Here is a 23627-nt window from a genome sequence, read left to right as displayed (position 1 = left end):
AGGATGACGATTGACTTGTTTGCCGGGATCGCGGTGCGGGAGATCGGGGCGGCGAAGGCGTGGTACGAGCGGTTCCTGGGTGGGCCGCCGGCGTTCTTGCCCAATGACGAGGAGGCGGTGTGGGAGATCGCCGAGCATCGCTACGTCTACATCATCGAGGCGCCTGAGCGGGCCGGTCATGCGGTGAACACGGTGTTCCTGGAAGACCTGGACCCGGTGATCGACGGCATCAGCGCGCGCGGAATCGAGCCGGTCGAGCGGGAGACCTACGACAACGGCGTACGGAAGGTCACCTACAACGACCCGGACGGCAACGAGTTCGGGTACGGCGGTGGTCCCGCGACCTAGCTCGTACTGCGAGGTAGGCGCACCATGAAGACGTCGATCGCGTCCTCGGACTCCACCACGAAGTCGTGGCGCTCGTAGAGCCGCCGGGCCGCACTGCCCTGCAGCACGTTCAACCGGACAGGGAGACCGTCGGCGTCGATGCGCTCCAGCAAGTCGCGCAACAGCGACGATCCGAGCCCGCGGCCCTGGAACGGCGGAGCCAGATAGAAGTGCTCGAGCAACAATCCGTCGTCGACCGGTCGCACAGTGACGCTCCCCGCGAACGACCCGCCGACCTCGATGATCGACGAGTACTGCGGCGAGAACGTGTCCCGCAGCCGTTGCCTCACCCGCTGCTCGTCGTAGCGCCCGAGCCGTTCCAGATCGGGCCGCATCACCACGGCTCGGAGCTCCGCGACCTTCTCGACATCGCCGGCCACAGCGGAACGCAGTACTGAATCCACCGAGCCAAGTATTCCAACCGGCTGAGCGGCGCGATCATCCGAGGTCTCGCTATGCCCGACTCCGCGCAGTACCGTCAGAACAGGGTGGTGACTGGCGGTGACGACCAGTTGCCTTGGGGAATCGGCTTTGGGGGAGTCATGCGTAGTCGCGCGGGTGTCGCGGGAGGGTTGAAGGTGCACGCGATCGCGGGCACCTATGTGGTGCTGCTCGGGCTGGACCTGCCGAAGGCGCGGACGAAAGGCCTGCTGGGGTTCGCGATCGAGCGGTTCGATCCGGTCGAGAACGAGCGGTACTGGTTGCGCGGGATGAAGGTGTTCAAGGAGTTGTCGGCCGGGATTCCGCCGGGGTCCTCGGTGAGCCTGCGCGAACATCCGCTGCAGAGCTTCCTCTGGGGCGACTACACGGCCAAGCCGGGCCGCCCTTACGAGTACCGCGTGGTGGCCCTCTATGGGAAGCCGAAGAACCTCGAAGTACGCCAGGACGTGACCGTGAAGGTGATGACGGAGTCCGTCGACACCGGTCGGCACGCCGTGCACTTCAACCGGGGAGTGGCCGGTAGCCAGGCCTATGCGCAGAAGTTCGGCCGGCCGCCGCGAGAAGGTGATCGCAGCGATCCGGCGTACGACTGGTTGTCCAGGGGGCTGGAAGAGGCGCTGCTCGCGTACATCAACAAGGCGACCGGGCCCGGGTTCGCGTTGCGGGGTGCGGTTTACGAGTTCACCTATCCGCCCGTGCTGGAGGCGCTTGCGGCTGCCGTCGCGCGCGGAGTCGACGTACAGATCGTCTACGACCGGCGGGGCAAGCCGAGCGACGATCCGAAGCGGAAGAAGGTCTGGCAGCAGAGCGAGCCGGCGATCAAGGCGGCCGGGCTCGAAGACGCGATGATTCCGCGCAAGTCCAACAGCGCGATCGCGCACAACAAGTTCCTGGTGCTGCTGCAGGACGGCGTTCCGCAGGAGGTCTGGACCGGCTCGACCAACATCACCTGGGGTGGCGTCTTCGGCCAGTCGAACGTCGGCCATCTGGTCCGCGACGCGCAGATCGCGAACCAGTACTTCGACTACTGGCAACGGATCGCGGTCGATCCGCAGTACGACCGCCTGCGTCCGGCCGATACGGAGGCCACACCGACGCCGAGCATTCCGCCGCCGGCGGGAGTCGCGCCGATCTTCAGTCCGCGCACGACGCTGGACATGATCGACTGGTACGCCGGGGAGGCGGCCAAGGCGAAGAAGTCCTTCTTCATGACGGCGGCCTTCGGGGTGCACGACAAGATCGCCGCGGCGGTCGCCCCCGAGTCGGACGTGATGCGCTACCTCGTGCTGGAGAAGGAGCAGGGCCCTGGTGGCGTGCGCTTCGAGACCGACCACGACGTCAAGGTCGCAGTCGGCTCGTTCCTGCACACGGCGATCCTGGACCGCTGGACCAAGGAACAGCTCACCGGTCTCAACCCGATGGTGCAGTACACCCACACCAAGTTCATGCTGATCGATCCGCTCGGCGACAAGCCGCTGGTGATCTCGGGGTCGGGGAACTTCAGCGACCCGTCGGTGCACGAGAACGACGAGAACATGCTGATCATCCAGGGCGACAGCCGGGTGGCCGACATCTATCTCGGCGAGTTCATGCGGGTCTTCAACCACTTCTACTTCCGTTATCTCGTGCAGAAGTTCCACGCCGCCGACGCCACGGCGTACCTGAGCCCCGACGACAGCTGGGTCGGCCGGTACTACGACAAGACGACGCCCAGCTACCGCCAGCGACTCTTGTTCCACTGATCGTCACCACGGCGTGCAGAAAGGTGCAATCGCTGCTCCCGCATCACCGAACTGGGTACCGTGAGAGCTCCCAACGGGTGAGGAGTTCGGCGTGCGGTTTCTTGGTGAGCGGGTTCCGGAGCAGGATCTGACCTTCAACGACGTCTTCCTGGTGCCGAACAGGTCAGCGGTCTCGTCGCGGCTGGACGTGGACCTGTCGACCGGGGACGGGACCGGGGCGTCGATCCCGGTCGTCGCGGCGAACATGACCGCCGTGTCGGGCCGGCGGATGGCCGAGACGATCGCGCGCTGCGGCGGGCTGGCGGTGATCCCGCAGGACATCCCGGTCGAGGTGGTGACCGAGGTGGTCTCCTGGATCAAGCAGCGGCACACCATCTACGACACCCCGCTGGTGATGACGCCGACCGGGACCGTCGGCGAGGCGCTCAACCTGCTGCCCAAACGCGGCCACGGTGCCGTCATCGTGGTCGACAACGGCCGTGCGGTCGGAGTCGTCACCGACGCCGACTGCGAAGGCGTCGACCGGTACACCCAGCTCGAGGGGATCATGTCCCGCGAGTTGCTGACGCTGCCGGCCGGGATCGCGGCCGAGGACGCCTTCAACCAGTTGCACGACGGCCGGCACCGGCTGGCGCCGGTGGTCGACGGCGACGGCAGCATCGTCGGCATCCTGACCCGGCAACGGGCGCTGCGCGCGACCCTCTACGAACCAGCGGTCGATGCCTCCGGCAACCTTCGGGTCGCGGCGGCGATCGGCATCAACGGCGACGCCGAGCAGAAGGCGAAAGCCCTGCTGGACGCCGGCATCGACGTACTCGTCATCGACACCGCGCACGGACACCAGGAGCGGATGATCGACGTACTGCGGACCGTCCGGGCCCTGGATCCGCAGGTGCCGGTCGTCGCGGGCAACGTCGTCACCGCGGATGGGGTCAGCGATCTCGTCGAGGCCGGCGCCGACATCGTGAAGGTCGGCGTCGGTCCGGGTGCGATGTGCACGACCCGGATGCAGACCGCCGTCGGCAGGCCGCAGTTCTCGGCCGTCCTGGAGTGTGCGGCCAGAGCCCACGAGCTCGGCAAGCACGTCTGGGCCGACGGGGGAGTCCGGCATCCGCGCGACGTCGCGCTCGCGCTGGCAGCCGGCGCGTCCAGCGTGATGATCGGCTCGTGGTTCGCCGGCACCTACGAGTCGCCCGGCGACCCGCATCGCGACAGCGACGGCCGGATCTACAAGGAGAGCTTCGGGATGGCGTCCGCCCGCGCGGTCAAGCTCCGTACCGCGGAGGACACGCCCTTCCAGCGAGCCCGCAAGGGGTTCTTCGGCGAGGGCATCTCGACCGCCCGGATGTACCTCGACCCGGAGCGGCCGAGCGTCGAGGACCTGCTCGACACCATCGTGTCCGGCGTCCGCAGTTCCTGCACGTACGTCGGAGCCACGACCCTGGCGGAGTTCCACCAGCGAGCCGTCGTCGGGACGCAGTCCGCGGCCGGCTATTCGGAGGGCAAGCCGCTCAACACCAGCTGGTGAGCCAGCTCACAAAGCACCCGGTCACAGTCCCCGAAGTCGATCCGTCGAAGGAGCAGAAGACGGAAACACTGAGAACTGGGAGCTGACATGACCGAGACGATTCTGGTGACCGGCGGGACCGGCACGCTGGGCAAGCTGGTGCTGCCGCAGTTGAAGGCTGCCGGGTACGAGGTCCGCGTGCTGAGCCGCCGCGGCGGGGTGAACAGCGACGGGATCGAGCACGTCCAGGGCGACCTGGTGAAGGGTGAGGGTCTCAAGCTCGACGGCATCGACATCGTGGTGCACCTGGCGGGTGGCGCGAAGGGCGACGCGGTCGCTGCGGCGAACCTGACCCGTGCCGCCGCGGCAGCCGGCGTACGGCACCTCGTGCACATCTCCGTGATCGGCGCCGACAAGATGCCGATCGGCTACTTCCGGGAGAAGCTCGGCGCCGAGCAGGCCGTCCGGGAGTCCGGGGTGCCGTGGACGATCCTGCGCGCGGCCCAGTTCAACAGCCTGACCTACACGATCGTGAAGAAGATGGCCGGGATGCCGATCGTCCCGGTGCCGGGCGGGTTGCGGTTCCAGCCGGTCGACGAGCGGGACGTGGCGGACCGCATGGTCGAACTGGCACTGGGCGAGCCGGCCGGCGCCGTACCGGATCTCGCCGGGCCGGCCGTCTACGGATTGCGCGAGCTGGTCGACAGCTACCTGCACGCCCAGGGAAAGCGGCGCCCGAAGCTGCCGATCCGGATGCCGGGCAAGGTCGGCCGCGCCTACCGCAACGCCGACAACCTCACCCTCACCGGCGCCACCACCGGCAAGCGCACCTGGGACCAGTACGTCACCGAGCAGTCCTAGGGATTGCGCGCGATGCGGAATCCGAGGTCGTCGATCCGGAAGGTGGGATGGCTCTTGCGACGGCAGGATGCCCGGCAGGATCGCGAGTGGTCGAAGGCCCCGCCGCCACGGAACACGCGGTAGGGGCCGTAGACCACCGGGTCGTAGCGATCCCAGCACCACTCCCAGACGTTGCCGATGGTGTCGTACAACCCCCACGCGTTCGGGAGCTTGCCACCGACCTTGTGCAGATGCGTGCCGGAGTTCTCCCGGTACCAGCCGATCTTGTCCAACTCGCCGTACCGTACGCCGGAGCTGCCCGCCCGGCAGGCGTACTCCCACTCCGCCTCGGACGGCAACCGATACCCGTTGGCCGCCCGGTCCCAGACCACGTCGAGCCCGTCGCGATCGGCGCCCGACGAATAGGCAGGCCGCAGTCCCTGCGCGGCCGAGAGCAGATTGCAGAACCGGATCGCATCCAGCCAGGACACATCTGTCACCGGCAGCCGCGGATCCGCCGGCTCCGGTTCGCCGGTTACGGCGCAGTACAGCTCCGGTGTGACCGCCCGCGTGCCGATCCGGTACGCCGGTACGTCGACCCGCCAGCTCGTCCGGCTGCCCTCGTCGCGCAGCTCGATCGCGCCGGCCGCGATGCCGACCAGCCCGACGGCCCCGACCGAAGCCGAATCCAGCTTCACGGCACCGCCTTCCCCAGCACGCACGAGTCCGGCGGAACGTACCACGGAACGGCCGGTCCGGCAGCGGGCGATCACTCGATGACCGCCGGGGCAGTCCTAGCGGGTGGCGGTGATCAGGACGGTGTGTTTGCGGATGGGGAAGTTGCCTTGCGCATCGATGATGGGCTGGACGGCGGCGCGGGCGGCGGCTTCCTGGGCCGGGGTGAGCGGGCCGCCGACCAGGCTGGCCAGGTAGGCGATGATCGGGTCCGCGCTGGGAACGGCGAGGTCGCAGGGGTAGCGCTCGACCTCGACGTCGGAGAAGTAGCGGGCGATGTAGCCGGGGCCGGCCTCGGCGGTGAAGTCGTTCATGATCAGGCCACGAGCCAGTTCGGGGTGGCCGATGACCGGGGTGAGCGCGAAGAGCTCGGCCAGATGGGCGCCGCCGTTGACCGCGACGGCCAGCCTGCCGCCAGGGCGTAGTACGCGGGCGAACTCGCGCAGAGCGAGGGCGGGATCGTCCACGTGGTACAGCATGTGGTTCGCGATCAGGGTGTCGAAACTCGCGTCGTCGAACGGCAGGTCGAGTGCGTTCGCCTCGTGCACCTGGGCGCTCGGGATCTTGCGCAGTTCGGCGCACATCGCGGGGGAGAAGTCGACCAGCGTGAGTCGCACACCGCGAGCGACGTGGTCGATCTGCGACCACAGCTTGCCCGTACCGGCGCCGACCTCCAGCACGTCGCCTTCCAGCGGCAGCCGCTCCTCGAGCCACGCGAACCAGTCCTGCGGATTGGTGCTGTAGGCGTGCAGCGCGATCCGCGCGGCGAGATTCTCCGTGGTCTCCGCATATTGGCTGGCAGCGTGCGCCGAGGGCTTCATCCAGCAACCCTATCCAGCGCACGCCGCCGCCGGTACTGCGGATCAGGCCGTCACGGGGCCGGGAACTTGAGGCGGACGATGTAGTTGTCGATCGTGCCCGGAGAGCCACCGTTCATGTCGTTGTTGGTGGAGGTGAGCCACAGCGCGCCGTCGGGCGTCTTGGTGACACTGCGCAGGCGGCCCCAGCGACCGGAGAAGACGGCCTGCGGCGTACCGACACCGGTGCCGGTGGAGTTGATCTGGGTGACCCACAGTTGCTGTCCGGTGACACCGGCGATGTAGATCCAGTCGTTGACGATCTCGACACCACTCGGTCCCGCCTGGGAGGTCGACCAGGTGCGCTTCGGGGCGATGTAGCCGCCGCAGTCGCCGATCGTGCCTTCGCACGCGGGCCAGCCGTAGTTGCCGCCCTTCTGGATCAGGTTGAGCTCGTCCTGGCTGTTCTCGCCGAACTCCGCCGCCCACAGTTGGCCCCGGGAGTCCCAGGCCAGGCCCTGCGGATTGCGATGGCCGTAGCTGTAGACGTAGCGCGCGTTGCCGCCGGTGCTGAAGAACGGGTTGTCGCTCGGCGGCGTACCGTCCGGGTTGATCCGCAGGATCTTGCCGTTCAGCGAGCCCTTGTTCTGCGCGTTGGCGCTGTTCTTGGCGTCGCCGACGGTCGCGTAGAGCTTGCCGTCCGGACCGAACCGCAGCCGGCCGCCGTTGTGGTAGCGGTTCTTCGCCAGTCCGGTCAGGATCGGCTCCGAGGTCGACGCCAGCACGCCGTTCTCGTACTTCATCCGCACGATCCGGTTGTCGTTCGCGGCCGTGTGATAGAGGTACACCCAGTGGTCGGTCGAGAAGTTCGGCGACAGCGCGATCCCGAGCAGACCGCCTTCACCGGTGGTCGTGACCACCCCAGGAACCTTGCCCAGCGTGGTTTTCTGCCCGGCCGCCGTCACCAGCAGTACCTCGAACCGGTCCCGCTCGGTGACGAGTGCCGACCCCGAGTTGTCCGGCAGGAACGCGATGCTCCAGCCGAGGTCGACCCGCGCGATGTCCTTCTCGTACTGCGGAATGCCGCCGGTCCCCGCGCTCGCAGTCCGCACCGTCAGTGCATTGCTCGGACTCGACGCGTTGCCGTCGGGGTCGCGAGCCTTGACCATGAACGTGTAGGCGGTGTTCGGCGACAAGTTGGTGATCGTCGCCGTCAGGGAGTTCGTGGTCGAGACCTTGGCCGATCCCTGGTACACGTCGTACCCGGCGATGCTGCCGCTGTTGTCCGTGGAAGCGTTCCAGGCAAGGGAAACGCTGTTCGAACTGACACTCGTACTGCGGAAGCTGCCGGGTGCCGTCGGCGGTTGGGTGTCGCCGCTGGTCGGGGTGGTGAAGGTGACCACGTTGCTCTGCTGCGAAGCGTTGCCTGCGGCATCGAAGGCGCCGACCGACACGTCGTAGGAGGTGTTCGAGGTGAGCGTGTCGACGGTGGCGGTCAAGGTGTTGGCGTCGACGACCTTGAGCACGTTGCCGCCGCGGTTGATCTCGTACCGGACGACGCCGACGTTGTCGGTCGCCGCGGTCCAGGTGAAGGTGGCCGCGTTCGACTTGATGTTGCTGACGGCAAGGTTCCCGGGTGCGGACGGCGGCTGGGTGTCGTCGCTGGTCGGGGTGACGGTCAGCTTGTCCGCGTTCGGCCCGCCGTCGGCGGTGGTCGCGCGGGCCCGGATCTTGTTGGTGCCGGCGGCAAGCGTCAGCCGGACCGTCTTGGTCTGCCAGGTGGTCCAGTCGCCGGTGCCGGGGAAGGTGATGCCGACGGCCCCGGCCACTCCGTTGACGGTGAAGTCGAGGGGCCGGGCCGCGGTCGTCCCGTTGGCGTAGCGAAGCGTCACGTCGGCCGGGCCGGCGGGTGCCGTGATCGTCCACTCGACATAGCCGCCGACGAGGTTGTCGTAGTTGACGAACCCGCTGCCGGTGTACCCGGCGTGGTTCGACTCGACGACGCCTTGCGAGATCGTGGCGTCCTCTGCCTGATAATCCGTCGAGGCCGCTTGTGCCTGTGGAGTGGTCGATGCAGCGGTTGCTGATGGCAGCGCCGACGGTGCGAGCGCCAGGACGACGGCGAGAGTGGCTGAGCCGGAGACGACGGCGCGCCAAAGGGAACGAGGTGTCACAGGAGCCTCCTGGGGCGGACGGAGGAGCAAAGTTCGTTAGGAAAGTTTCCTAACTACCGTGCTCTGCATCACACCACCCGGCAATTCCGCTGTCAACCCGCTGCGGCGGCCCGCCCACAGGCGAGCCGCCGGCAGCTCACGCCTCGCTGATGGTGATGAGCACCTTGCCGGTGGTGCCGGATTCGACCGCCTGGTGGGCGTCGGCCGTCTGGTCGAGGGAGAAGTGATGCAGCGGCAGGCCGGCGGCCTCGCCGACCGGGAGAGCGCCGGCCGCGATGGCGGCGTTGATGTCCTCGGCGGCGGCCGTGATCAGGGGCCAGCCCATCGAGTAGAGCAGCACGAACTGGTAGCGCGAGTTCAGGCCCATGTTGGCGCGGACGTCCACCTCGAACGGCTGGTCACCGTTGTTCGCGTAGATTGCGATGGTGCCGCGCGTTCGCAGTACGGCCAGATCGAGCGCGTTGTTGGCCCCTGCCGCGACCTCCACCACGATGTCGACGCCGTCAGGCGCGTGCGAGCGGATCTGCTCGGCGGCATCGGCGTCCCGGTAGTTGACGACGTACTGCGCGCCCGCGGCGGTTGGATACGCCGCCTTCGCCTCGCTACTCACTGTCGCGATGACGGTGGCACCGGCCCAGCGCGCGAGCTGGATCGCCGCATGGCCGACCGCTCCGGCTCCGCCCGCGACCAGAACGACCTTGCCCTCGAGGGCTCCAGGAGCCAGCCGGTCAGGACCGTCTTCGGCAACCGTCAATGCTCGGTACGCCGTGATCGCAGGGATTCCGATGCTCGCACCGAGATCGAAATCGGCACCCTCGGGCAGCGGAAAGACACGATTGACCGGTACGACGGTGTACTCCTGCGCCGTACCGCTGCCAGGCCGTTCGTACGCCGCCAGCGAGAGCCAGACCCGGTCCCCGACCGCAAGGCCTTCGACCTCCGGGCCGACCGCGTCCACGACACCGGCGCCGTCCTGGTTCGGCACCGATTCGGCCGCGGGCTCGCCGCCGTACATGCCGGTACGAGCCTTCCAGTCGGTCGGGTTCACGCCCGAGACCACCACGCGGACCCGGACCTCGCCCGCGGCCGGCTCGGAGATCTCTCGGTCCACCAGCCGCAGTACGGACTCGGCCGGGCCGTGCTGGTCATGAACGACTGCCTTCATCAGAACTCCCAGGGATCAGCGATCGCGTACTGGGGCTACAGCCGTCGTCGCGCCGCTGTTATTCCGGGAGGGTTCTCAGTACCGCGGGTCGCGGGGGTCGCGGCGCTCCTCGACGACGGTGGTGTGCGAACTGCGCGTGCGCTGGCTGTTGAGCAGGACGACCAGGATCAGGCCGAGCGCGCCGGCGCCCATCAAGATGTAACCGACCACGGTCAGGTCGACGCCGCTGATCCGGTCCGATACGCCGAACGCGAGGATGCCGCCGACCGCGAGCAGAAAGATTCCCGCACCGATTCCCATCACAGACCTCCACAGGTTGGTGCGCCGCGGGACAGCCGTCCGGCGACACTTGCTGCGGGTACCCGACCGCACACGTTCACAAACTGGTCCGGTCGAGTGGCCCCGGGAATCCGTAGGGCGCCTACGATGCAAGCAGGGCGGTCTACTGTGACCCCGGGCACGGCGGTCGCCGTCCGTGCGCGGGTAGGGTAGGTACGTTTGTGGAGGGGAGTATTCCTTCGCGGCAGCGTCGTCATCACGGAAGGCCCCAGGCCGACCCGGTGCTGTCGGTCCGAGCTTGTCGGGCGGAAGAGACCTCCGGACCAGCCGAGTGAGCCCGTCCGGAGGTATGCCTGTGGTGTCCGATATGTCCCCGACCGTGTGGATTCTGACCATCGCCGGTCTGCTGGCGATCGTCGCCTTCGACCTGGTCGTGATCGCCCGGCGGAAGCGCAGCGTCACGATCAAGGACGCCACCCGCTGGGTGCTGTTCTACGTCGGTCTGGCGGGACTGTTCGCGGTCGGCCTGTTCGTCTTCAGCCCGGGCGCGTCGGGTGGCGAGTTCGTCGCCGGGTACATCACGGAGTACAGCCTCAGCGTCGACAACCTGTTCGTCTTCGTCATCATCATGGCGAGGTTCGCGGTGCCGTCGCTGGCGCAGGACAAGGTGCTCTACATCGGCATCGTGGTCTCGATGCTGCTCCGCGCGGTGTTCATCCTGGCCGGCGCCGCGGCCATCTCGGCGGCCAGTTGGGTGTTCTACATCTTCGGCGCGTTCCTGGTGTACACCGCTGTCCGGCTGGCGCTCGAGGGCGAGAACGACGACACCGACTTCCAGGAGAACGTCGTCATCCGCGGCATGCGCCGAGTGCTGCCGTTGCAGCACGACTACGACGGCGCGAATCTGGTCACCAGGACCAGCGGCCGGCGGATGCTCACCCCGCTGGTGATCGTGATCGCCGCGATCGGGATGGCGAACGTGATCTTCGCGCTCGACTCGATCCCGGCCATCTTCGGCCTCACCCAGGACGCGTACATCGTGCTGACCGCGAACGCCTTCGCCCTGATGGGCCTGCGTCAGCTGTACTTCCTGATCGGCGGCCTGCTGGAGCGGGTCATCTACCTCAACGTCGGCCTGTCGGTGATCCTCGCCTTCATCGGCGTCAAGCTGATCATCGAGGCCCTGCACGGTTCGCACATCGACGACATCGGCGCGATCCACCTGCCGCACATCGGCATCGCGACCTCGCTCGGGTTCATCGCCGCCACCCTGATCGTCACCACGGTCGCCAGCCTGATCAAGTCCGGCCGCGACCGCCGCCGCGTCGAGGTCGAAGCCGACTGACCTTGGTACTGCGGGTGGCCGCGGACCCGCAACCCAGGCCGGTCAGGCCCTGAGCTCGGTGGGCTCCTCGACTGCTTCCTTGGTAGGACGGAGGCGGAGGTACAGAGCCGGGATCGGAGTCAGGATCAGGCCGGACACGACCAACGCCGTACGGATCGAGGTCCGGCCGGCCAGGGCGCCCAGCGGTGGTCCGCCGATGACCTGGCCGATCGCGTTGGACTGGGACACCATCGAGATCACGGTCGCCCGCGATCGCGACTCGACGTTGCGGTTCAGCCAGGCGGACTCGACCGGATAGGCGATGGTGGCGGCGACGCTGCCGAGCCACATGGCCGCGAGCCCGAGCCAGAGGTGATCGGCCAGCGCGAACCCGAGCACGCCGGCCACCTGGAACATGCTGAGCAAGGCGAGCAGCCCGTTGGGATGCAGCGCGGTCATCCGCTCCGGCGAGACCTTGTTGACCACCAGCGAGGTGGCCAGCGACAGCAGCGTTCCGATCAGCGCGAACACGGTGAACCAGAGCGCCGGATCCGCCGTACCGAACAACTCCGGAAAGCGGAAGTCGTCGAGGATCTTCACCGACCACAGCCGGTCGAAAGCCTCGCTGGACAGCCCCGAGATGAGGCTGATCAGGGCCAGATTCCGGATCACCGGGCGACTCCGCGCGACCGCGAGGCCGTGCTTGAAGGTGTCGGTCAGGTTCTTGAAGGTCTCCCGCTCGCCCCGCGGCGTCGGGTGGAAGTTGTCCTCCCGCATGAAGATCGCCAGGGCGAGCGCCAGCAGGATCGTGCCGGCCCCGCCGACCTTCATCGGCAGCGACAACGCGGTCAGGCCGAGCAGGCCCGCTGCGACCGTACCCGCGATGGTGGCGGCCAGCTCCACCTGCTGGGCCCGGACGAACACCAGGCCGACCCGCTCCTCACCGACCTCGTCGGTGATCCAGGCCTGGTCGGCGCCCGAAGTGAAGGTGTACCCCATTCCCCAGAGGACCTGAGCGGCGAGTACCGCCAGGAACGCCGGAACCAGACCCTGAAGAAGTAGCCCGGCACCGATCAGCGTGAAGCCGATGACCACCGACAACCGGCGGCTGTACAGGTCGGCCACGATGCCGGTCGGGATCTCTCGAAGGCGAAACAGGCGACTTCGAGGGTCGTTCCGACCAGGACCAGCTGCAGCGGACTCAGGCCGACGTCCTTGACGAAGTAGACCATGTTGAGCGTGAAGGCCAGCGCGGACAGGAAGGACCAGCCGCCCTGGAAGGCGTAGTAGGTGCGGGCCGGATCGGCGGCCCGGTAGGCAGGCAAAGACATCGTCGGTGACTCCTGGAAGCAGCACGTGTGCGGGCATGACGAAGCCCGACCGGGTCGCTGCCGGACGATTCGCGGGCAGTCGACGGGTCGACGCTGAACGTGACGCACGACGGCGCTTCAGCAGGTGAAGACGGCGCCTCAGCGAGTTGGCGCGGTGGTGCGCTTTCAGGAACGAGTTTGCATACCGGTCAGCGTAGGGCAGCGGTGCCCGGCAACGCCTTCGAATTGTTTCGGTTCGGGTCTTTCGGCCCTAGTGGTGGGTGACTACTCACCGTACGTTGATGATTGCGCCTAGGAAGCGTGCAGGAGCAGCGGCCCTACTTGGGGGGTGGCCGGGTTCGACTCCCGCCCGTTGCACGCTCCGGCCGAACGGCCGGACTGGAGAGGTGTACATGAGTCTCACAACGGGTCGTCTCGGAGTCGCAGGTCTGGCCGTCGGTGCGGTCCTGCTGGGTACGACGGGATCGGCCACGGCGTCCGTGGCAAATGATCAGCATGCGACTGCAACGGCGCCGGTGCCCGCGCCGAACAGCATCACCGGCGCGATGGTGAAGGACGGCACGCTGTACGCCGCTGATATGGCGCCGGCTGTGGTCACGTGGTTCACCACGATCTACGACAACACGGTGACGACCGGCAGCGTCAAGGACGGGACGCTGACGCTGAACGACTTCTCGGCCGGAGTGAAGGTCGCTCTCAAGGGCGACACCGGTGCTACGGGTGCTACCGGGGCCACCGGTGCTGCGGGTGCGAAGGGCGAAACCGGCGCGAAGGGCGAGACCGGGGCGACCGGCGCAACCGGGGCCAAGGGCGAAACCGGGGCCAAGGGGGAAACCGGGGCGAAGGGTGAGGCCGGTCCGCAGGGGCCGCCCGCGGTCTGGTCGGGAGTTCACTGGGGCACTGTCCTGCGGAACACCATCGGAGCGGGGAGTGCCGAGTTGAATGCGACGTCGACGATCGCGCCGGCCGGCGCGGGCGCGTTGGAGCTGAACACCGCGACGCCCACGGACAAGGCTGCGTTCGGCAACGAGGTCGACTTCGTCGGGAACCAGGTGAGTGCCATCACGGCCCTCGGTTTCACGGTCTACACGACCGGCGAGAACAACGCGCGGGCGGTGAACAACATGCCGTCCATCACCTTCGAGATCAATCCGAACCTGTCGACCTCGACCAGGACCTATTCCTCGATGGTCTTCGCGCCGAACAACACGGCGGCCAACGCCTGGACCGCGCTCGACGCGAGGGATGACAGTCTCGGCAAGGTCTGGGGTCTCACCGGCGCCGACATGCCGTGCAACATCAACGGCGCCCGCTGCACCTGGACCGAGCTCCAGGCCGCCTTGAACGACGGCGGAGCCGGCGCGAGCGTGTACAGCCTGTCGATCACCAAGGGACGCGATTTCGAGTTCCACGGCGCGGCCGACAAGCTCGTCTACAACGGCAGCGTGTTCGACTTCGAGCCGACCGGCGTGAAGTAACCTCCGCCCCGCTGAGCTGACCGCCGGGCCGCAGCAGAAAATAGCGGCCCGGCACACCGGTTCACAGCACTACGCACGGGTACTATCGCAATAGCCCGGCCCGGCCGTTCCCCCGTGATGGTCGGGTCGGGTCTTGAACGTCAAACACCTTTCCGGTAGCGGGGCTGCCGCTCGGTGACGCGATACCCGGCTCGCTCGTACAGCGCCACGCTCCCGGTCCGGTTCTCGGCAACGGTCCACAACCCGGTACGCCGTACGCCGTGTCGCCACAACGCCGCGTGATTCATCCGCAGCAACGCACTCGCCAACCCGCGTCGCCGCCAATCGGCCACGACTCCGACCCACGGAGTGTCGGCCGCCCCGGAGACCACCCAGCCGACGAGTCGATCACCCTCCCAGCCGAGCGTCCACAACCGGTGGTCGGGGAAGTCGTCGGCGACATCCTGTGCGAACTCCTCGAAGGTGTCCTGCCGGTACCCGGACGAACTCCCCTTGAAGGCGGCGGCGTTCCCGTTGAAGACTGCCCGGTGATCGGCGGGGCCGGCAGGCCTGACCTCGACGCCCGCAGGCAACTCGACCGTCCCGGGCTCATCGAGCTCCACCGTCATCCGGATCCGGGTGAAGGCGATGCCGTAGCCCGCGGCAACAGCCAACCGGCGGACGGATTCGTGGTCGACATTCACCCCGAAGCACGAAGTGCCGATCGCCTCCAACCGGGCCCGGTCCTCCTGCCAGGCAAGCAGTTCGCGGCCGTGTCCCCGTCCGCGGTGACGAGGAGCGATCCAGCCGAGCAGCAGGTGCAGCCGCGTCCCGTCGGCCTCGTCCCACCAGACGTTCTTCGCGCAGCCCACGACGTCACCGTCGGCCTCAGCCACGAACTGCGGTGCGAATCCGGCCGGCTCGACAGAGTCCCCGCTCCGAGGTGCGCGCAGCTGCAAGGTCATGGCAGCAGAGTATTGGCGCGCGAGCGGTCACTTCTTGACACGGTCGGCGGGTGGCGGTTGACTGGGATATAGTTCACGTAGGAAAATAAATCCGGCCGACCGGGAAGTGGTTGCTCAGAACTCCTTCCCCGGCTGATCTGTGCTGCCCTGGATCCCCTGGTTTCGCCGGTGGGATCTGTCGGCGTTCCCGGCCGGTTGATTGCTTCGGGCAACTTCTGATTTCCCTTCTTTACAAGGGACTTCCGCTCACCGGAGTTCTGTGTCATTCTCCGTGATGCGAGCAGGAATCCTATCGGATATCGGCTTGGCGGCAGGATCCGCGGAGAAAGGGAAGCAGTGTGAGTGGAACGATCGAGGTGAGTCCGGCGCCGCCCGCGCCGGTACGGGAACCGGTGCGGTCGCCGGCCCGGATCCAGCGGCCGGGCCGCTGGACCGAGGCCCGGCGCAGCTTCCGGCGGCACTGGCAGCTCTACCTGCTGATCCTCGTCCCGCTCGCGTACTTCGTCATCTTCAAGTACATCCCGATCTCGAACGCGGTGATCGCGTTCAAGGACTACAGCCCGGTCAAGGGGCCGTGGGGCAGCGACTGGGTCGGCTTCAAGAACTTCGACCTGTTCTTCCACAATCCGGTCTTCTGGACGCTGCTGAAGAACACCTTCATCCTGGCCGTCTACCTGGTGCTGGCCAGCTTCCCGATCCCGATCGTGCTGGCGATCGCGCTGAACGAGATCCGCCAGGGCGCCTTCAAGAAGACGGTGCAGCTGGTGACGTACGCGCCGTACTTCATCTCCACCGTCGTCGTGGTCTCGATGACGCTGCTGGTGCTGTCGCCGCGGCTGGGCTTCGTCAACGATGCGATCGGCCTGTTCGGCATCCCGCAGGTCGACTTCCTGGGCGACCCGAACTACTTCCGGCACATCTACGTCTGGTCGGACGTCTGGCAGACCACCGGGTACTCCGCGGTGATCTACCTGGCCGCGCTGTCCGGGATCGATCCGGCCCTGCACGAGTCGGCCAAGATCGACGGGGCGAGCCGGCTGCAGCGGATCCGCAACGTCGACCTCCCCGGCATCATGCCGACCGCGGTGATCATCTTGGTGCTGGGGGTCGGCAACATCATGTCGATCGGCTTCGAGAAGGCCTTCTTGCTGCAGAACCCGCTGAACCAGTCGCAGTCGGAGATCATCGCCACCTACGTCTACAAGACCGGCCTGCTGAACGCGGACTTCAGCATGGCGACCGCGGTCGGCCTGTTCAACTCGGTGCTCAACCTCTTCCTGCTGGTCGCGGTGAACTTCGTCGCGAAGCGGATCACCGGGAACGGACTGTGGTCATGACCCGGGGCGCAGGTGACACCACCATCGCGGAGACGCGAGGCGACCGGATCTTCCTGGTGGGGATCAAGGTCATGTTGTGGATCGCCCTGATCGTGGTCGCGGTCCCGCTGATCTACATCGTGGCGAACTCGTTCAGCAGCGCGAGCGCGGTCAGTGCCGGCCGGGTGCTGCTGTGGCCGGTCGAGCCGAGCATCCGCGCGTACAAGGAAGCCTTCAGCGACCCCCTGATCATGAAGGGCTACCTGAACTCGTTCATCTACGCGATCGGCGGCACGCTGATCAGCGTCACGCTGACGATCGCGATCGCCTATCCGCTGTCGAGGAAGACGTTCTTCGGCCGCAACCTGATCATGAGCGCGCTGGTCTTCACGATGCTGTTCTCCGGCGGCCTGATCCCCACCTACCTGGTGGTGCAGAACCTCGGCATGCTGAACACCCGCTGGGCGATGGTGATCCCGAGTGCGATCGGGGTCTGGCAGGTGATCATCGCCCGGACCTTCTTCCGGTCCACCATCCCCGACGAGCTGTACGAGGCGGCCACCATCGACGGCGCGAGCGACCTGCGCTTCCTCTGGTCGATCGTGCTCCCGCTGTCCAAGCCGGTGATCGCCGTGATCGCGCTGATGTACGCGATCTACCAGTGGAACAGCTACTTCGACGCCCTGGTCTATCTCAAGGACCCCAGTCTGTACCCGTTGCAGATCGTGCTCCGCAACGTCCTCATCCTCAATTCCGGCACCGGCTCGACCACCACCACGAGCCTGGCCCAGCAACTCGAACAGCAACAGCTGGCCAACGTGCTCAAGTACGCGCTGATCGTCATCTCGAGCCTGCCCGTACTGGTCATCTACCCGTTCGTCGCCCGCCACTTCACCAAGGGTGTGATGGTCGGCGCGGTCAAGGGTTGAGCGAAGCGAAAACCCCACGAAACAAGGCTTGTGAACGTCTAGGAAGGAACAACAGAAATGCGCTCAACTCTGAGCAAGGCGACCGCACTGGCGGCGGTCCTCGCGCTCGCCGCCGCGGCGTGCAGCTCGAACAAGGCGGCCGACGGGGCCGCGAACGAGACGACCGCGGACGGCAAGACCGTGATCACCGTCTTCTCGCCGTCCGACCCGACCATGAATCTGGACACCAACCGGGTGACCAAGCTCATGAGCGACAAGTTCAAGATCCAGTTCAAGTGGCAGACCACCACCTTCGACTCCGGTCCGGCCAAGGAGAAGCGGCAGATCTCGCTGGCCAGCGGTGACTACCCGGCGTTGTTCTTCCTGATCCCGTGGGTCGACGCCTTCACCCAGGCCGAGGTGCTCAAACTCGGCACGCAGGGCGTGGCGCTGCCGCTGGAGCAGTTGATCAAGGACAACGCGCCGAACATCCAGAAGGCGCTGGACTCCAACAAGACGTACAAGGAGATGTCGACCGCGCCCGACGGTCACATCTACGCGCTGCCGCAGTGGGCGGACTGCTACCACTGCAACTACCCGGACAAGCTCTGGATGAACAGCGCCTGGCTGAAGAAGCTCGGCCTGCAGCAGCCGAGGACGACCGAGGAGCTGCGCACGGTGCTGGAGGCCTTCAAGACGAAGGACCCGAACGGCAACGGCAAGGCCGACGAGATCCCGATGACCAGCGACCCGCAGGACAGCAGCCTGATCGCCTACCTGATGGGCGCGTTCGCCTACGACCCGGTCGGCGCCAACAACGGCCAGCGCTCGCTGCTCACCCTCAACGGCGACAAGGTCACGACGCCGGTGAACACCGACGCCTGGCGGCAGGGCCTGAAGTACATCAACTCCCTCTACAAGGAGGGTCTGATCGACCAGGCCGCGTTCACCCAGAACGCGCAGGCGTTGCAGGCCCAGGGCAACAACCCGAAGGCCGTCGTCCTCGGCTCCGTGCCGGTGCTGTGGCCGGGCATCTTCGTCCAGCTCGGTTCCAAGGACGGCCGGGACAAGCAGTACGACGCCGTGCCGCCGTTGACCGGGCCCGACGGGAAGAGCTACACCGGGCTGAACTACCCGACCTCCACCGGCTACACCTTCATGCTGACCAACAAGGCCAGCAAGGAGGCGCAGGTCGCGGCGATCAAGATGCTGGACTACATCTACACCGACGAGGGCCAGGAAATCGCCAACATGGGTCCGGAGGGTGTGGGCTGGACGAAGCCCGGTCCTGGTGACATCGCCCTCGACGCCAAGACCAAGCCGCTGTACAAGCCGATCCAGGGCGACAAGGTGCCGAAGAACATCAGCTGGGGCGCGATGGGGCAGTACAACAACACGCTGGCCTACCGCAACGCCCAGGTCGTGCCGACCGACATCTACTCCGAGGCAGGCCTCGAGCGCCGGCTGTTCCAGGCGACCAAGCTGTACCAGGGCCACGAGGACAAGGCCCAGTGGTTCCCGCAGACCTCGGTCTGGCCGGACCCCAGCCTGAGCGGTGAGCTGGCCACCCTGCAGACGAACCTGAGCAGCTACGTCAACCAGAACCAGCTCGCGTTCATCACCGGGTCGAAGAACATCGACACCGGCTGGGACGCCTACGTGAAGGGTCTCGACAGCACCGGCATGACCCGGTACCTGCAGATCCAGCAGCAGGCCTACGACAAGTACAAGGCCGGCAGCAAGTAACAGCCATCCTCCGGGGTCGCGCGGCGGAGCCACCGTCCTGGCTCCGCGGCGCGACCGCACACCCCCATCGCCGCGGCCCCGGTCGCCCGCGGCGCAGCCGCGTAGTCAAGGATCTTGTTGTATGTCGAACGAACTGTGGTTCCGTACCCCCGCCGCCGACTGGTTCGAGGCGCTCCCGATCGGCAACGGCCACCTCGGCGCCAAGGTGTTCGGCCGGGTCGGCACCGAGCGGATCGCGCTCAACCTCGACGACGTCTGGTCCGGTGACGGCCCCCGCAAGCTCGAGGTCACCGATGGCCCCGAAGTGCTGGCCGACGTACGGCGGCTGTTGCTCGACGAAGGTGATCGCCTGGCGGCCACCGAGCGGACCCGTGCGCTGCAAGGACCGCTGGTCGAGTCCTACCAGCCACTCGGCGACCTCGTGATCACCGAAGCCGAAGGAGCCGAGGACTACCGCCGCAGTCTCGATCTGCGCACCGGCATCGTCGCCGTCGACTACACCCGCGGGGGAGTGCGGTTCCATCGCGAGTCGTACGTCTCCACGCCGGACCAGGTCTTCGTCTGGACGGTGCTGGCCGACACCTCAGGTGCTGTGGATCTCGACATAACGCTGTCCAGCCAGCATCCGGTTCGGCCTTCGGTGCTCGACGACGCCACAGTCGCCATCACCGGCCACGCGCCGTCGGAGCTCACGATCGAGTACCGCAGAAGCCCCGACCCGATTCGCTACCACGACGGCCAGGGCATCGGTTTCGGTGTCGTACTGCGTGCGCACGCCGCCGGTGGGTCGGTGCAGGCGACCGAGGCCGGGATCGCGGTGCGTGGAGCGGACAGTCTGACCCTGGTGTTGTCAGCGGCAAGCACTTTCGCCGGCTGGAAGGTGGAACCCGGCCGCGATCCACTCGTTGCGTTGCAGGAGGCGACAAATCTGCTCGACGCGGTCGACCTGGCGAAGGTGCGGCAGCGGCACCTCGACGATCACGTCGCGCTCTACGATCGCGCGGCACTGACCCTCGGCGTACCGATCGACCTGCCGACCGACGAGCGGTTGCGGGCGTTCGCTGCCGGGGGCAACGATCCTGATCTGGCCGCGCTGGTGTTCGCGTTCGGCCGCTACCTGTTGATGGCCTCGTCGCGGCCGGGGACCCAGGCGGCCAACCTGCAGGGGATCTGGAACGCCGATCGCCGGCCGATGTGGGCGAGCGACTGGACGAACAACATCAACACCCAGATGAACTACTGGCTCGCCGACGTCACCGGCTTGAGCGAGTGTTTCGACCCGTTGACCGACCTGCTCGAAGGCCTCGCCGAATCGGGCCGGGAGACCGCGCGGATCCTGTACGACGCCCCCGGCTGGGTGTCGCACCACAACGCCGACATCTGGCGGGCGACCTGGCCGGTCGGCGACGGAGAGGACGACCCGGTCTGGGCGATGGCCGCGACCTGCGGTGTCTGGCTCTCGGCCCACCTGATGGAGCACTACCGGTTCGGTCAGGACCGGGAGTTCCTGCGGGACCGGGCCTACCCGTTGCTCGCCGGTGCGACCGAGTTCGTGCTCAGCATGCTGGTGGAGGACCGCGACGGACGGCTGCAGTTCGTCCCGTCGACGGCGCCCGAGCACCACTTCGTGCTGCCGTCGGGGGACAAGGCGTCGGTCGACCTGACCACGACGTACGACCTGTGGCTCATCCGCGAACTGGTCGGCAACCTGACCGAGGCCGAGCAGGCGCTCGGACTCGACACCGAACTGGCCTCGCGAGCCCGGGCGGCCGTCGGACGACTGCCGGACATCCCCGTCGCTCCCGACGGACGGCTGATGGAGTGGCCGACCGACTGGCAGCCGTCCGAGCCGGATCATCGTCACCAGTCCCACCTCTACGGGTTGTATCCCGGCGCGGAGATCGACCCGCGCCGTACGCCGGATTGGGCTTCGGCCGCGCGCGCCAGCCTCGCCGTACGGACTGCCACCGGTACGCCGGGCGGGTGGACCAGTGCGTGGCTGACGGCCTTGTGGGGAAGGCTTTTCGAGCCCGAGAAGGCCGCGGGGGCGATCCGGTACTACCTGAGCAAGCTGGTCTCGGACAACCTGCTGCACCGCGACGGCGACATCTTCCAGATCGACGCGAACTTCGGGATGACGGCGGGGATCGCGGAGTTGCTGATCCAGAGCCACACCGACGTCATCCGGCTGTTGCCGGCGCTGCCCGCCGAATGGCCGGACGGTTCTTTCCGTGGGCTCCGCGCGCGCGGCGGGTTGTCGTTCGACCTGGTCTGGCAGGGTGGCCGCCTCGTCGAGGCGACCGTGCACGCGGAGGTGGACGGCACCTTCCGGATCGCGCTCGCGGAGCAGGACGAACGGACCGTGACGGTGACGGCCGGCAGCTCGACCAGGCTCAGCCCTCTGGGGTGAGGTGGTCCTGGACGGGGAGCAGGCCGCGCTCGGCGAAGACCTTCTTGGCGACGAAGATCGCGTTCAGGGCCTTCGGGAAGCCGCAGTAGCCGGAGGCGTGGATGAGGGCCTCGACGATCTCGGTCGTGGTCAGGCCGACGTTGAGCGAGGTCTTCACGTGCACCTCGAGTTGCGGCTCGCAGCCACCGAGTGCGGTCAGCATCCCCAGCGTCACCAGTTGCCGCTGCTTCGGGTCGAGCCCCGGGCGGGCATAGATGTCGCCGAATCCGTACGCGACCACGTGGTGGGCGAGTGCCGGTGCGATGTCCTGGAGCGCGTCCATCACCGCCGCACCGGAGCCGCCGTCGATTGCCTGCAGGACGGCCAGCCCGCGCTCGTACCGGGCTCTGTCCTCGGCGCTGTCGATGGTGGGCACGTGGTCGAAGTGTTCGGTCATACCGGAGAAGCTAAGTGAAGGCCGGGTCAGCTCAGGCGGGCTTGGGGCGGACCAACAGGGTGCTGCTGGCGGTCGCCACCAGGTCGCCGGCGCTCGTCACAACGTTGCCTTCAGCAAATATCACCCGGTTGCCGCCCTTGATCACCTGGCCGGTGGCGGTGAGCGGGCCGGTGTCGGCGAGGACCGGTCGCAGGTAGTTCACCTTGATCTCGATCGAGGTGTAGCCGACGCCGGCGGCCAGGGTGCTGTGCGCGGCGCAGCCGGTGACGGTGTCGAGCAGGGTGCAGACGAGTCCGCCGTGCACCATCCCGATCGGGTTGTAGTGGGCGTGGGACGGCAGGCACCCGAAGACCACCTTGCCGAAGGCGACCTCCACGACCGACATCTGCATCAGTACGGCGATCGGCGGCGGTGGCACCGAGCCGTCCTGGAGCCCCTGCATGTACTCCAGCCCGCTCAACTTCACGGTCTCCGCCAGCACCTGGGCCGGGTCGACCCATCGGAAGGTCTGCTCATCCATCCGATGACCCTAAATCACCACCTCGGCTGGTCCGTTCGGCCGGGTTCGTCGTCCGGACGGATGAAATCGCGGTAAGACCAGGACGAGGAATCGCTCCTGGGCTTTGGCGTGCGGGCGGTGTCGTGAACAATCGGGGCATGTCCAACCGCCAGACCGCTGTCGCCAGCCCGAAGCCGCCGTCGCGATCGACCTCGCGTTCGACCTCGCGGCGGCAACGCCACGCCGGCAAGTGGCGCCGCGGCTGGTTCATCGCCGTGCTCGCGGTGCTGTCCGCGCTGCCGATGGCTCTGCACCGGCACCTGCCGAACTCGGTCGGTAACCTCGGCAGCCTGCTCGACACGTTCCTGCCGTGGGTCGGGGTGGCGATCCCGGTCCTGGGCATCGCGGCGCTGGTACGCCGGTCCGCCACGGCCGGCGTCGCTCTGCTGGTCCCGCTCGCGGTCTGGGGAATGATGTTCGGGAACGCGCTGATCCCCGGCAAGGGTGGCGGCCCGCACGACCTGCGGGTGCTGTCGCACAACGTCGACGCGGCCAACCCCGATCCGGCCAGGACCGCGACCGACCTGCTCGCGGCGAACGCGGACGTGATCGCGCTCGAGGAGATCACGTCGGCGGACCTGAAGATCTACAAGAAGGAGTTCGCCGAGAAGTACCCGCATGTCGTCTCGCGCGGCACCGTCGCCCTGTGGTCGAAGTACCCGGTCGAGGAGAGCGAGTCGGTCGACGTCGGCTTCGCCTGGACCCGGGCGCTGCGGGCCGAGATCAGTACGCCGCAGGGCAAGGTCGCCTTCTACGTCGCGCACCTCGCGTCGGTCCGGGTCGGCACCAGCGGTTTCACCTCGAACCAGCGCAACGACACCATCAAGCAGCTCGGTCAGCAGATCGCCCAGGAGAAGCTGGCCGGGGTGGTCGTGATGGGTGACTTCAACGGGACCGCGAACGATCGCAGTCTGGCCCCGATCACCGCCGGGCTGCGCTCGGCGCAGGGCGCGGCCGGGTTCGGCTTCGGGTTCACCTGGCCGGCCAAGTTCCCGATGGCCCGGATCGACCACATCATGGTCCGCGGTGTCGTCCCGACCAAGGCCTGGGTGATGGGTTCCACCGGGAGCGACCATCGGCCCGTGGTCGCCGAGATCCGGATCTGAGC

22 protein-coding genes are annotated in these 23627 nt (G+C 67.3%); 11 read left to right on the top strand and 11 right to left on the bottom strand.

Translation table 11 applies throughout. The annotated features are described in order from the left end of the window. Window positions 1-3 precede the first annotated feature (3 nt). On the top strand, window positions 4-348 hold the full coding sequence (locus EV138_RS05270; protein WP_133977302.1) for a VOC family protein: 345 nt from the start codon (window positions 4-6) through the stop codon (window positions 346-348). Here EV138_RS05270 and EV138_RS05265 read toward each other — a convergent pair. Beyond that, window positions 345-791 (bottom strand): GNAT family N-acetyltransferase, encoded by a 447-nt coding sequence (locus EV138_RS05265; RefSeq protein WP_238157970.1) that lies wholly within the window; start codon window positions 789-791, stop codon window positions 345-347. The genes EV138_RS05270 and EV138_RS05265 overlap by 4 nt on opposite strands. A 138-nt stretch (window positions 792-929) precedes the next feature. On the opposite strand from EV138_RS05265, the gene EV138_RS05260 reads away from it, so the two are divergent. The 3 genes from EV138_RS05260 to EV138_RS05250 all read left to right on the top strand — a co-directional run bounded on the left by EV138_RS05260 (window position 930) and on the right by EV138_RS05250 (window position 4938). Continuing rightward, on the top strand, window positions 930-2570 hold the full coding sequence (locus EV138_RS05260; protein ID WP_166678493.1) for a phospholipase D-like domain-containing protein: 1641 nt from the start codon (window positions 930-932) through the stop codon (window positions 2568-2570). A 91-nt stretch (window positions 2571-2661) separates the two neighbouring features. Further along, window positions 2662-4098, top strand: coding sequence for a GuaB1 family IMP dehydrogenase-related protein (locus EV138_RS05255; protein ID WP_133977300.1), 1437 nt, complete (start codon window positions 2662-2664; stop codon window positions 4096-4098). 87 nt (window positions 4099-4185) lie between these two features. After that, window positions 4186-4938 (top strand): SDR family oxidoreductase, encoded by a 753-nt coding sequence (locus tag EV138_RS05250; RefSeq protein WP_133977299.1) that lies wholly within the window; start codon window positions 4186-4188, stop codon window positions 4936-4938. Here EV138_RS05250 and EV138_RS05245 read toward each other — a convergent pair. The 5 genes from EV138_RS05245 to EV138_RS05225 all read right to left on the bottom strand — a co-directional run bounded on the left by EV138_RS05245 (window position 4935) and on the right by EV138_RS05225 (window position 10088). Further along, window positions 4935-5615, bottom strand: a complete 681-nt coding sequence (locus EV138_RS05245) for a formylglycine-generating enzyme family protein (protein WP_238157969.1) — start codon at window positions 5613-5615, stop codon at window positions 4935-4937. The genes EV138_RS05250 and EV138_RS05245 overlap by 4 nt on opposite strands. A 96-nt stretch (window positions 5616-5711) precedes the next feature. Continuing rightward, the gene (locus tag EV138_RS05240) at window positions 5712-6473 is read right to left on the bottom strand and encodes a class I SAM-dependent methyltransferase (protein WP_133977298.1); all 762 of its coding nucleotides are present in this window, start codon (window positions 6471-6473) and stop codon (window positions 5712-5714) included. Window positions 6474-6523: 50 nt separating this feature from the next. After that, on the bottom strand, window positions 6524-8623 hold the full coding sequence (locus EV138_RS05235) for a PQQ-dependent sugar dehydrogenase (protein ID WP_133977297.1): 2100 nt from the start codon (window positions 8621-8623) through the stop codon (window positions 6524-6526). 136 nt (window positions 8624-8759) lie between these two features. Beyond that, complete coding sequence (locus tag EV138_RS05230) at window positions 8760-9788, bottom strand: NADPH:quinone reductase (RefSeq protein WP_133977296.1); 1029 nt, start codon at window positions 9786-9788, stop codon at window positions 8760-8762. Window positions 9789-9863: 75 nt separating this feature from the next. Continuing rightward, the gene (locus EV138_RS05225; protein WP_133977295.1) at window positions 9864-10088 is read right to left on the bottom strand and encodes a DUF6458 family protein; all 225 of its coding nucleotides are present in this window, start codon (window positions 10086-10088) and stop codon (window positions 9864-9866) included. Between the two features lie 346 nt (window positions 10089-10434). Between EV138_RS05225 and EV138_RS05220 the strand changes: the two genes are divergently transcribed. Further along, window positions 10435-11412 carry a TerC/Alx family metal homeostasis membrane protein gene (locus EV138_RS05220; RefSeq protein WP_133977294.1) on the top strand — a complete coding sequence of 326 codons (978 nt, stop codon included), beginning with the start codon at window positions 10435-10437 and terminating at the stop codon, window positions 11410-11412. Window positions 11413-11454: 42 nt separating this feature from the next. Here EV138_RS05220 and EV138_RS05215 read toward each other — a convergent pair whose 3' ends face one another. Then, window positions 11455-12516, bottom strand: a complete 1062-nt coding sequence (locus tag EV138_RS05215; protein WP_166678492.1) for an MFS transporter — start codon at window positions 12514-12516, stop codon at window positions 11455-11457. After that, window positions 12465-12722, bottom strand: coding sequence for a hypothetical protein (locus EV138_RS37180; protein ID WP_166678491.1), 258 nt, complete (start codon window positions 12720-12722; stop codon window positions 12465-12467). The genes EV138_RS05215 and EV138_RS37180 overlap by 52 nt, the downstream gene beginning before the upstream one ends. Before the next feature lie 392 nt (window positions 12723-13114). Between EV138_RS37180 and EV138_RS37175 the strand changes: the two genes are divergently transcribed. Then, the gene (locus tag EV138_RS37175) at window positions 13115-14200 is read left to right on the top strand and encodes a collagen-like triple helix repeat-containing protein (RefSeq protein WP_202866622.1); all 1086 of its coding nucleotides are present in this window, start codon (window positions 13115-13117) and stop codon (window positions 14198-14200) included. A 140-nt stretch (window positions 14201-14340) separates the two neighbouring features. Here the strand turns inward: EV138_RS37175 and EV138_RS05205 are convergent, their stop codons facing one another. Next, a complete protein-coding gene (locus EV138_RS05205) occupies window positions 14341-15144 on the bottom strand; it encodes a GNAT family N-acetyltransferase (protein ID WP_133977292.1) in 804 nt (267 codons plus the stop codon). Between the two features lie 338 nt (window positions 15145-15482). Here EV138_RS05205 and EV138_RS05200 point away from each other — a divergent pair, with 338 nt between their 5' ends. The 4 genes from EV138_RS05200 to EV138_RS05185 all read left to right on the top strand — a co-directional run bounded on the left by EV138_RS05200 (window position 15483) and on the right by EV138_RS05185 (window position 21524). Then, the gene (locus tag EV138_RS05200) at window positions 15483-16481 is read left to right on the top strand and encodes an ABC transporter permease (RefSeq protein ID WP_133977291.1); all 999 of its coding nucleotides are present in this window, start codon (window positions 15483-15485) and stop codon (window positions 16479-16481) included. After that, a complete protein-coding gene (locus EV138_RS05195) occupies window positions 16478-17389 on the top strand; it encodes a carbohydrate ABC transporter permease (protein WP_133977290.1) in 912 nt (303 codons plus the stop codon). The genes EV138_RS05200 and EV138_RS05195 overlap by 4 nt, the downstream gene beginning before the upstream one ends. A gap of 57 nt (window positions 17390-17446) precedes the next feature. Next, the gene (locus EV138_RS05190; protein ID WP_133977289.1) at window positions 17447-19114 is read left to right on the top strand and encodes a type 2 periplasmic-binding domain-containing protein; all 1668 of its coding nucleotides are present in this window, start codon (window positions 17447-17449) and stop codon (window positions 19112-19114) included. A 121-nt stretch (window positions 19115-19235) separates the two neighbouring features. Then, window positions 19236-21524, top strand: a complete 2289-nt coding sequence (locus EV138_RS05185; protein ID WP_133977288.1) for a glycoside hydrolase family 95 protein — start codon at window positions 19236-19238, stop codon at window positions 21522-21524. On the opposite strand, the gene EV138_RS05180 is transcribed toward EV138_RS05185, so the two are convergent. Beyond that, window positions 21508-21960, bottom strand: a complete 453-nt coding sequence (locus tag EV138_RS05180; protein WP_133977287.1) for a carboxymuconolactone decarboxylase family protein — start codon at window positions 21958-21960, stop codon at window positions 21508-21510. The genes EV138_RS05185 and EV138_RS05180 overlap by 17 nt on opposite strands. 31 nt (window positions 21961-21991) lie before the next feature. Further along, complete coding sequence (locus EV138_RS05175) at window positions 21992-22480, bottom strand: PaaI family thioesterase (protein ID WP_133977286.1); 489 nt, start codon at window positions 22478-22480, stop codon at window positions 21992-21994. A gap of 137 nt (window positions 22481-22617) precedes the next feature. Between EV138_RS05175 and EV138_RS05170 the strand changes: the two genes are divergently transcribed. Beyond that, on the top strand, window positions 22618-23625 hold the full coding sequence (locus EV138_RS05170; protein ID WP_133977285.1) for an endonuclease/exonuclease/phosphatase family protein: 1008 nt from the start codon (window positions 22618-22620) through the stop codon (window positions 23623-23625). Window positions 23626-23627: the final 2 nt, after the last annotated feature.

This window comes from Kribbella voronezhensis, from assembly GCF_004365175.1.
Taxonomy (GTDB): Bacteria; Actinomycetota; Actinomycetes; order Propionibacteriales; family Kribbellaceae; genus Kribbella; species Kribbella voronezhensis.
This window is presented reverse-complemented; position numbering and strand designations above follow the sequence as displayed.

Bases quoted from the DNA above. Each gene is read 5' to 3' on its own strand.
- EV138_RS37175 (WP_202866622.1), top strand. From the start codon at position 13,115: ATGAGTCTCACAACGGGTCGTCTCGGAGTCGCAGGTCTGGCCGTCGGT.
- EV138_RS05230 (WP_133977296.1), bottom strand. From the start codon at position 9,788: ATGAAGGCAGTCGTTCATGACCAGCACGGCCCGGCCGAGTCCGTACTG.
- EV138_RS05270 (WP_133977302.1), top strand. From the start codon at position 4: ATGACGATTGACTTGTTTGCCGGGATCGCGGTGCGGGAGATCGGGGCG.
- EV138_RS05195 (WP_133977290.1), top strand. From the start codon at position 16,478: ATGACCCGGGGCGCAGGTGACACCACCATCGCGGAGACGCGAGGCGAC.
- EV138_RS05190 (WP_133977289.1), top strand. From the start codon at position 17,447: ATGCGCTCAACTCTGAGCAAGGCGACCGCACTGGCGGCGGTCCTCGCG.
- EV138_RS05250 (WP_133977299.1), top strand. From the start codon at position 4,186: ATGACCGAGACGATTCTGGTGACCGGCGGGACCGGCACGCTGGGCAAG.
- EV138_RS05240 (WP_133977298.1), bottom strand. From the start codon at position 6,473: ATGAAGCCCTCGGCGCACGCTGCCAGCCAATATGCGGAGACCACGGAG.
- EV138_RS05220 (WP_133977294.1), top strand. From the start codon at position 10,435: ATGTCCCCGACCGTGTGGATTCTGACCATCGCCGGTCTGCTGGCGATC.
- EV138_RS05175 (WP_133977286.1), bottom strand. From the start codon at position 22,480: ATGGATGAGCAGACCTTCCGATGGGTCGACCCGGCCCAGGTGCTGGCG.
- EV138_RS05260 (WP_166678493.1), top strand. From the start codon at position 930: ATGCGTAGTCGCGCGGGTGTCGCGGGAGGGTTGAAGGTGCACGCGATC.
- EV138_RS05185 (WP_133977288.1), top strand. From the start codon at position 19,236: ATGTCGAACGAACTGTGGTTCCGTACCCCCGCCGCCGACTGGTTCGAG.
- EV138_RS05170 (WP_133977285.1), top strand. From the start codon at position 22,618: ATGTCCAACCGCCAGACCGCTGTCGCCAGCCCGAAGCCGCCGTCGCGA.
- EV138_RS37180 (WP_166678491.1), bottom strand. From the start codon at position 12,722: ATGTCTTTGCCTGCCTACCGGGCCGCCGATCCGGCCCGCACCTACTAC.
- EV138_RS05180 (WP_133977287.1), bottom strand. From the start codon at position 21,960: ATGACCGAACACTTCGACCACGTGCCCACCATCGACAGCGCCGAGGAC.
- EV138_RS05225 (WP_133977295.1), bottom strand. From the start codon at position 10,088: ATGGGAATCGGTGCGGGAATCTTTCTGCTCGCGGTCGGCGGCATCCTC.
- EV138_RS05205 (WP_133977292.1), bottom strand. From the start codon at position 15,144: ATGACCTTGCAGCTGCGCGCACCTCGGAGCGGGGACTCTGTCGAGCCG.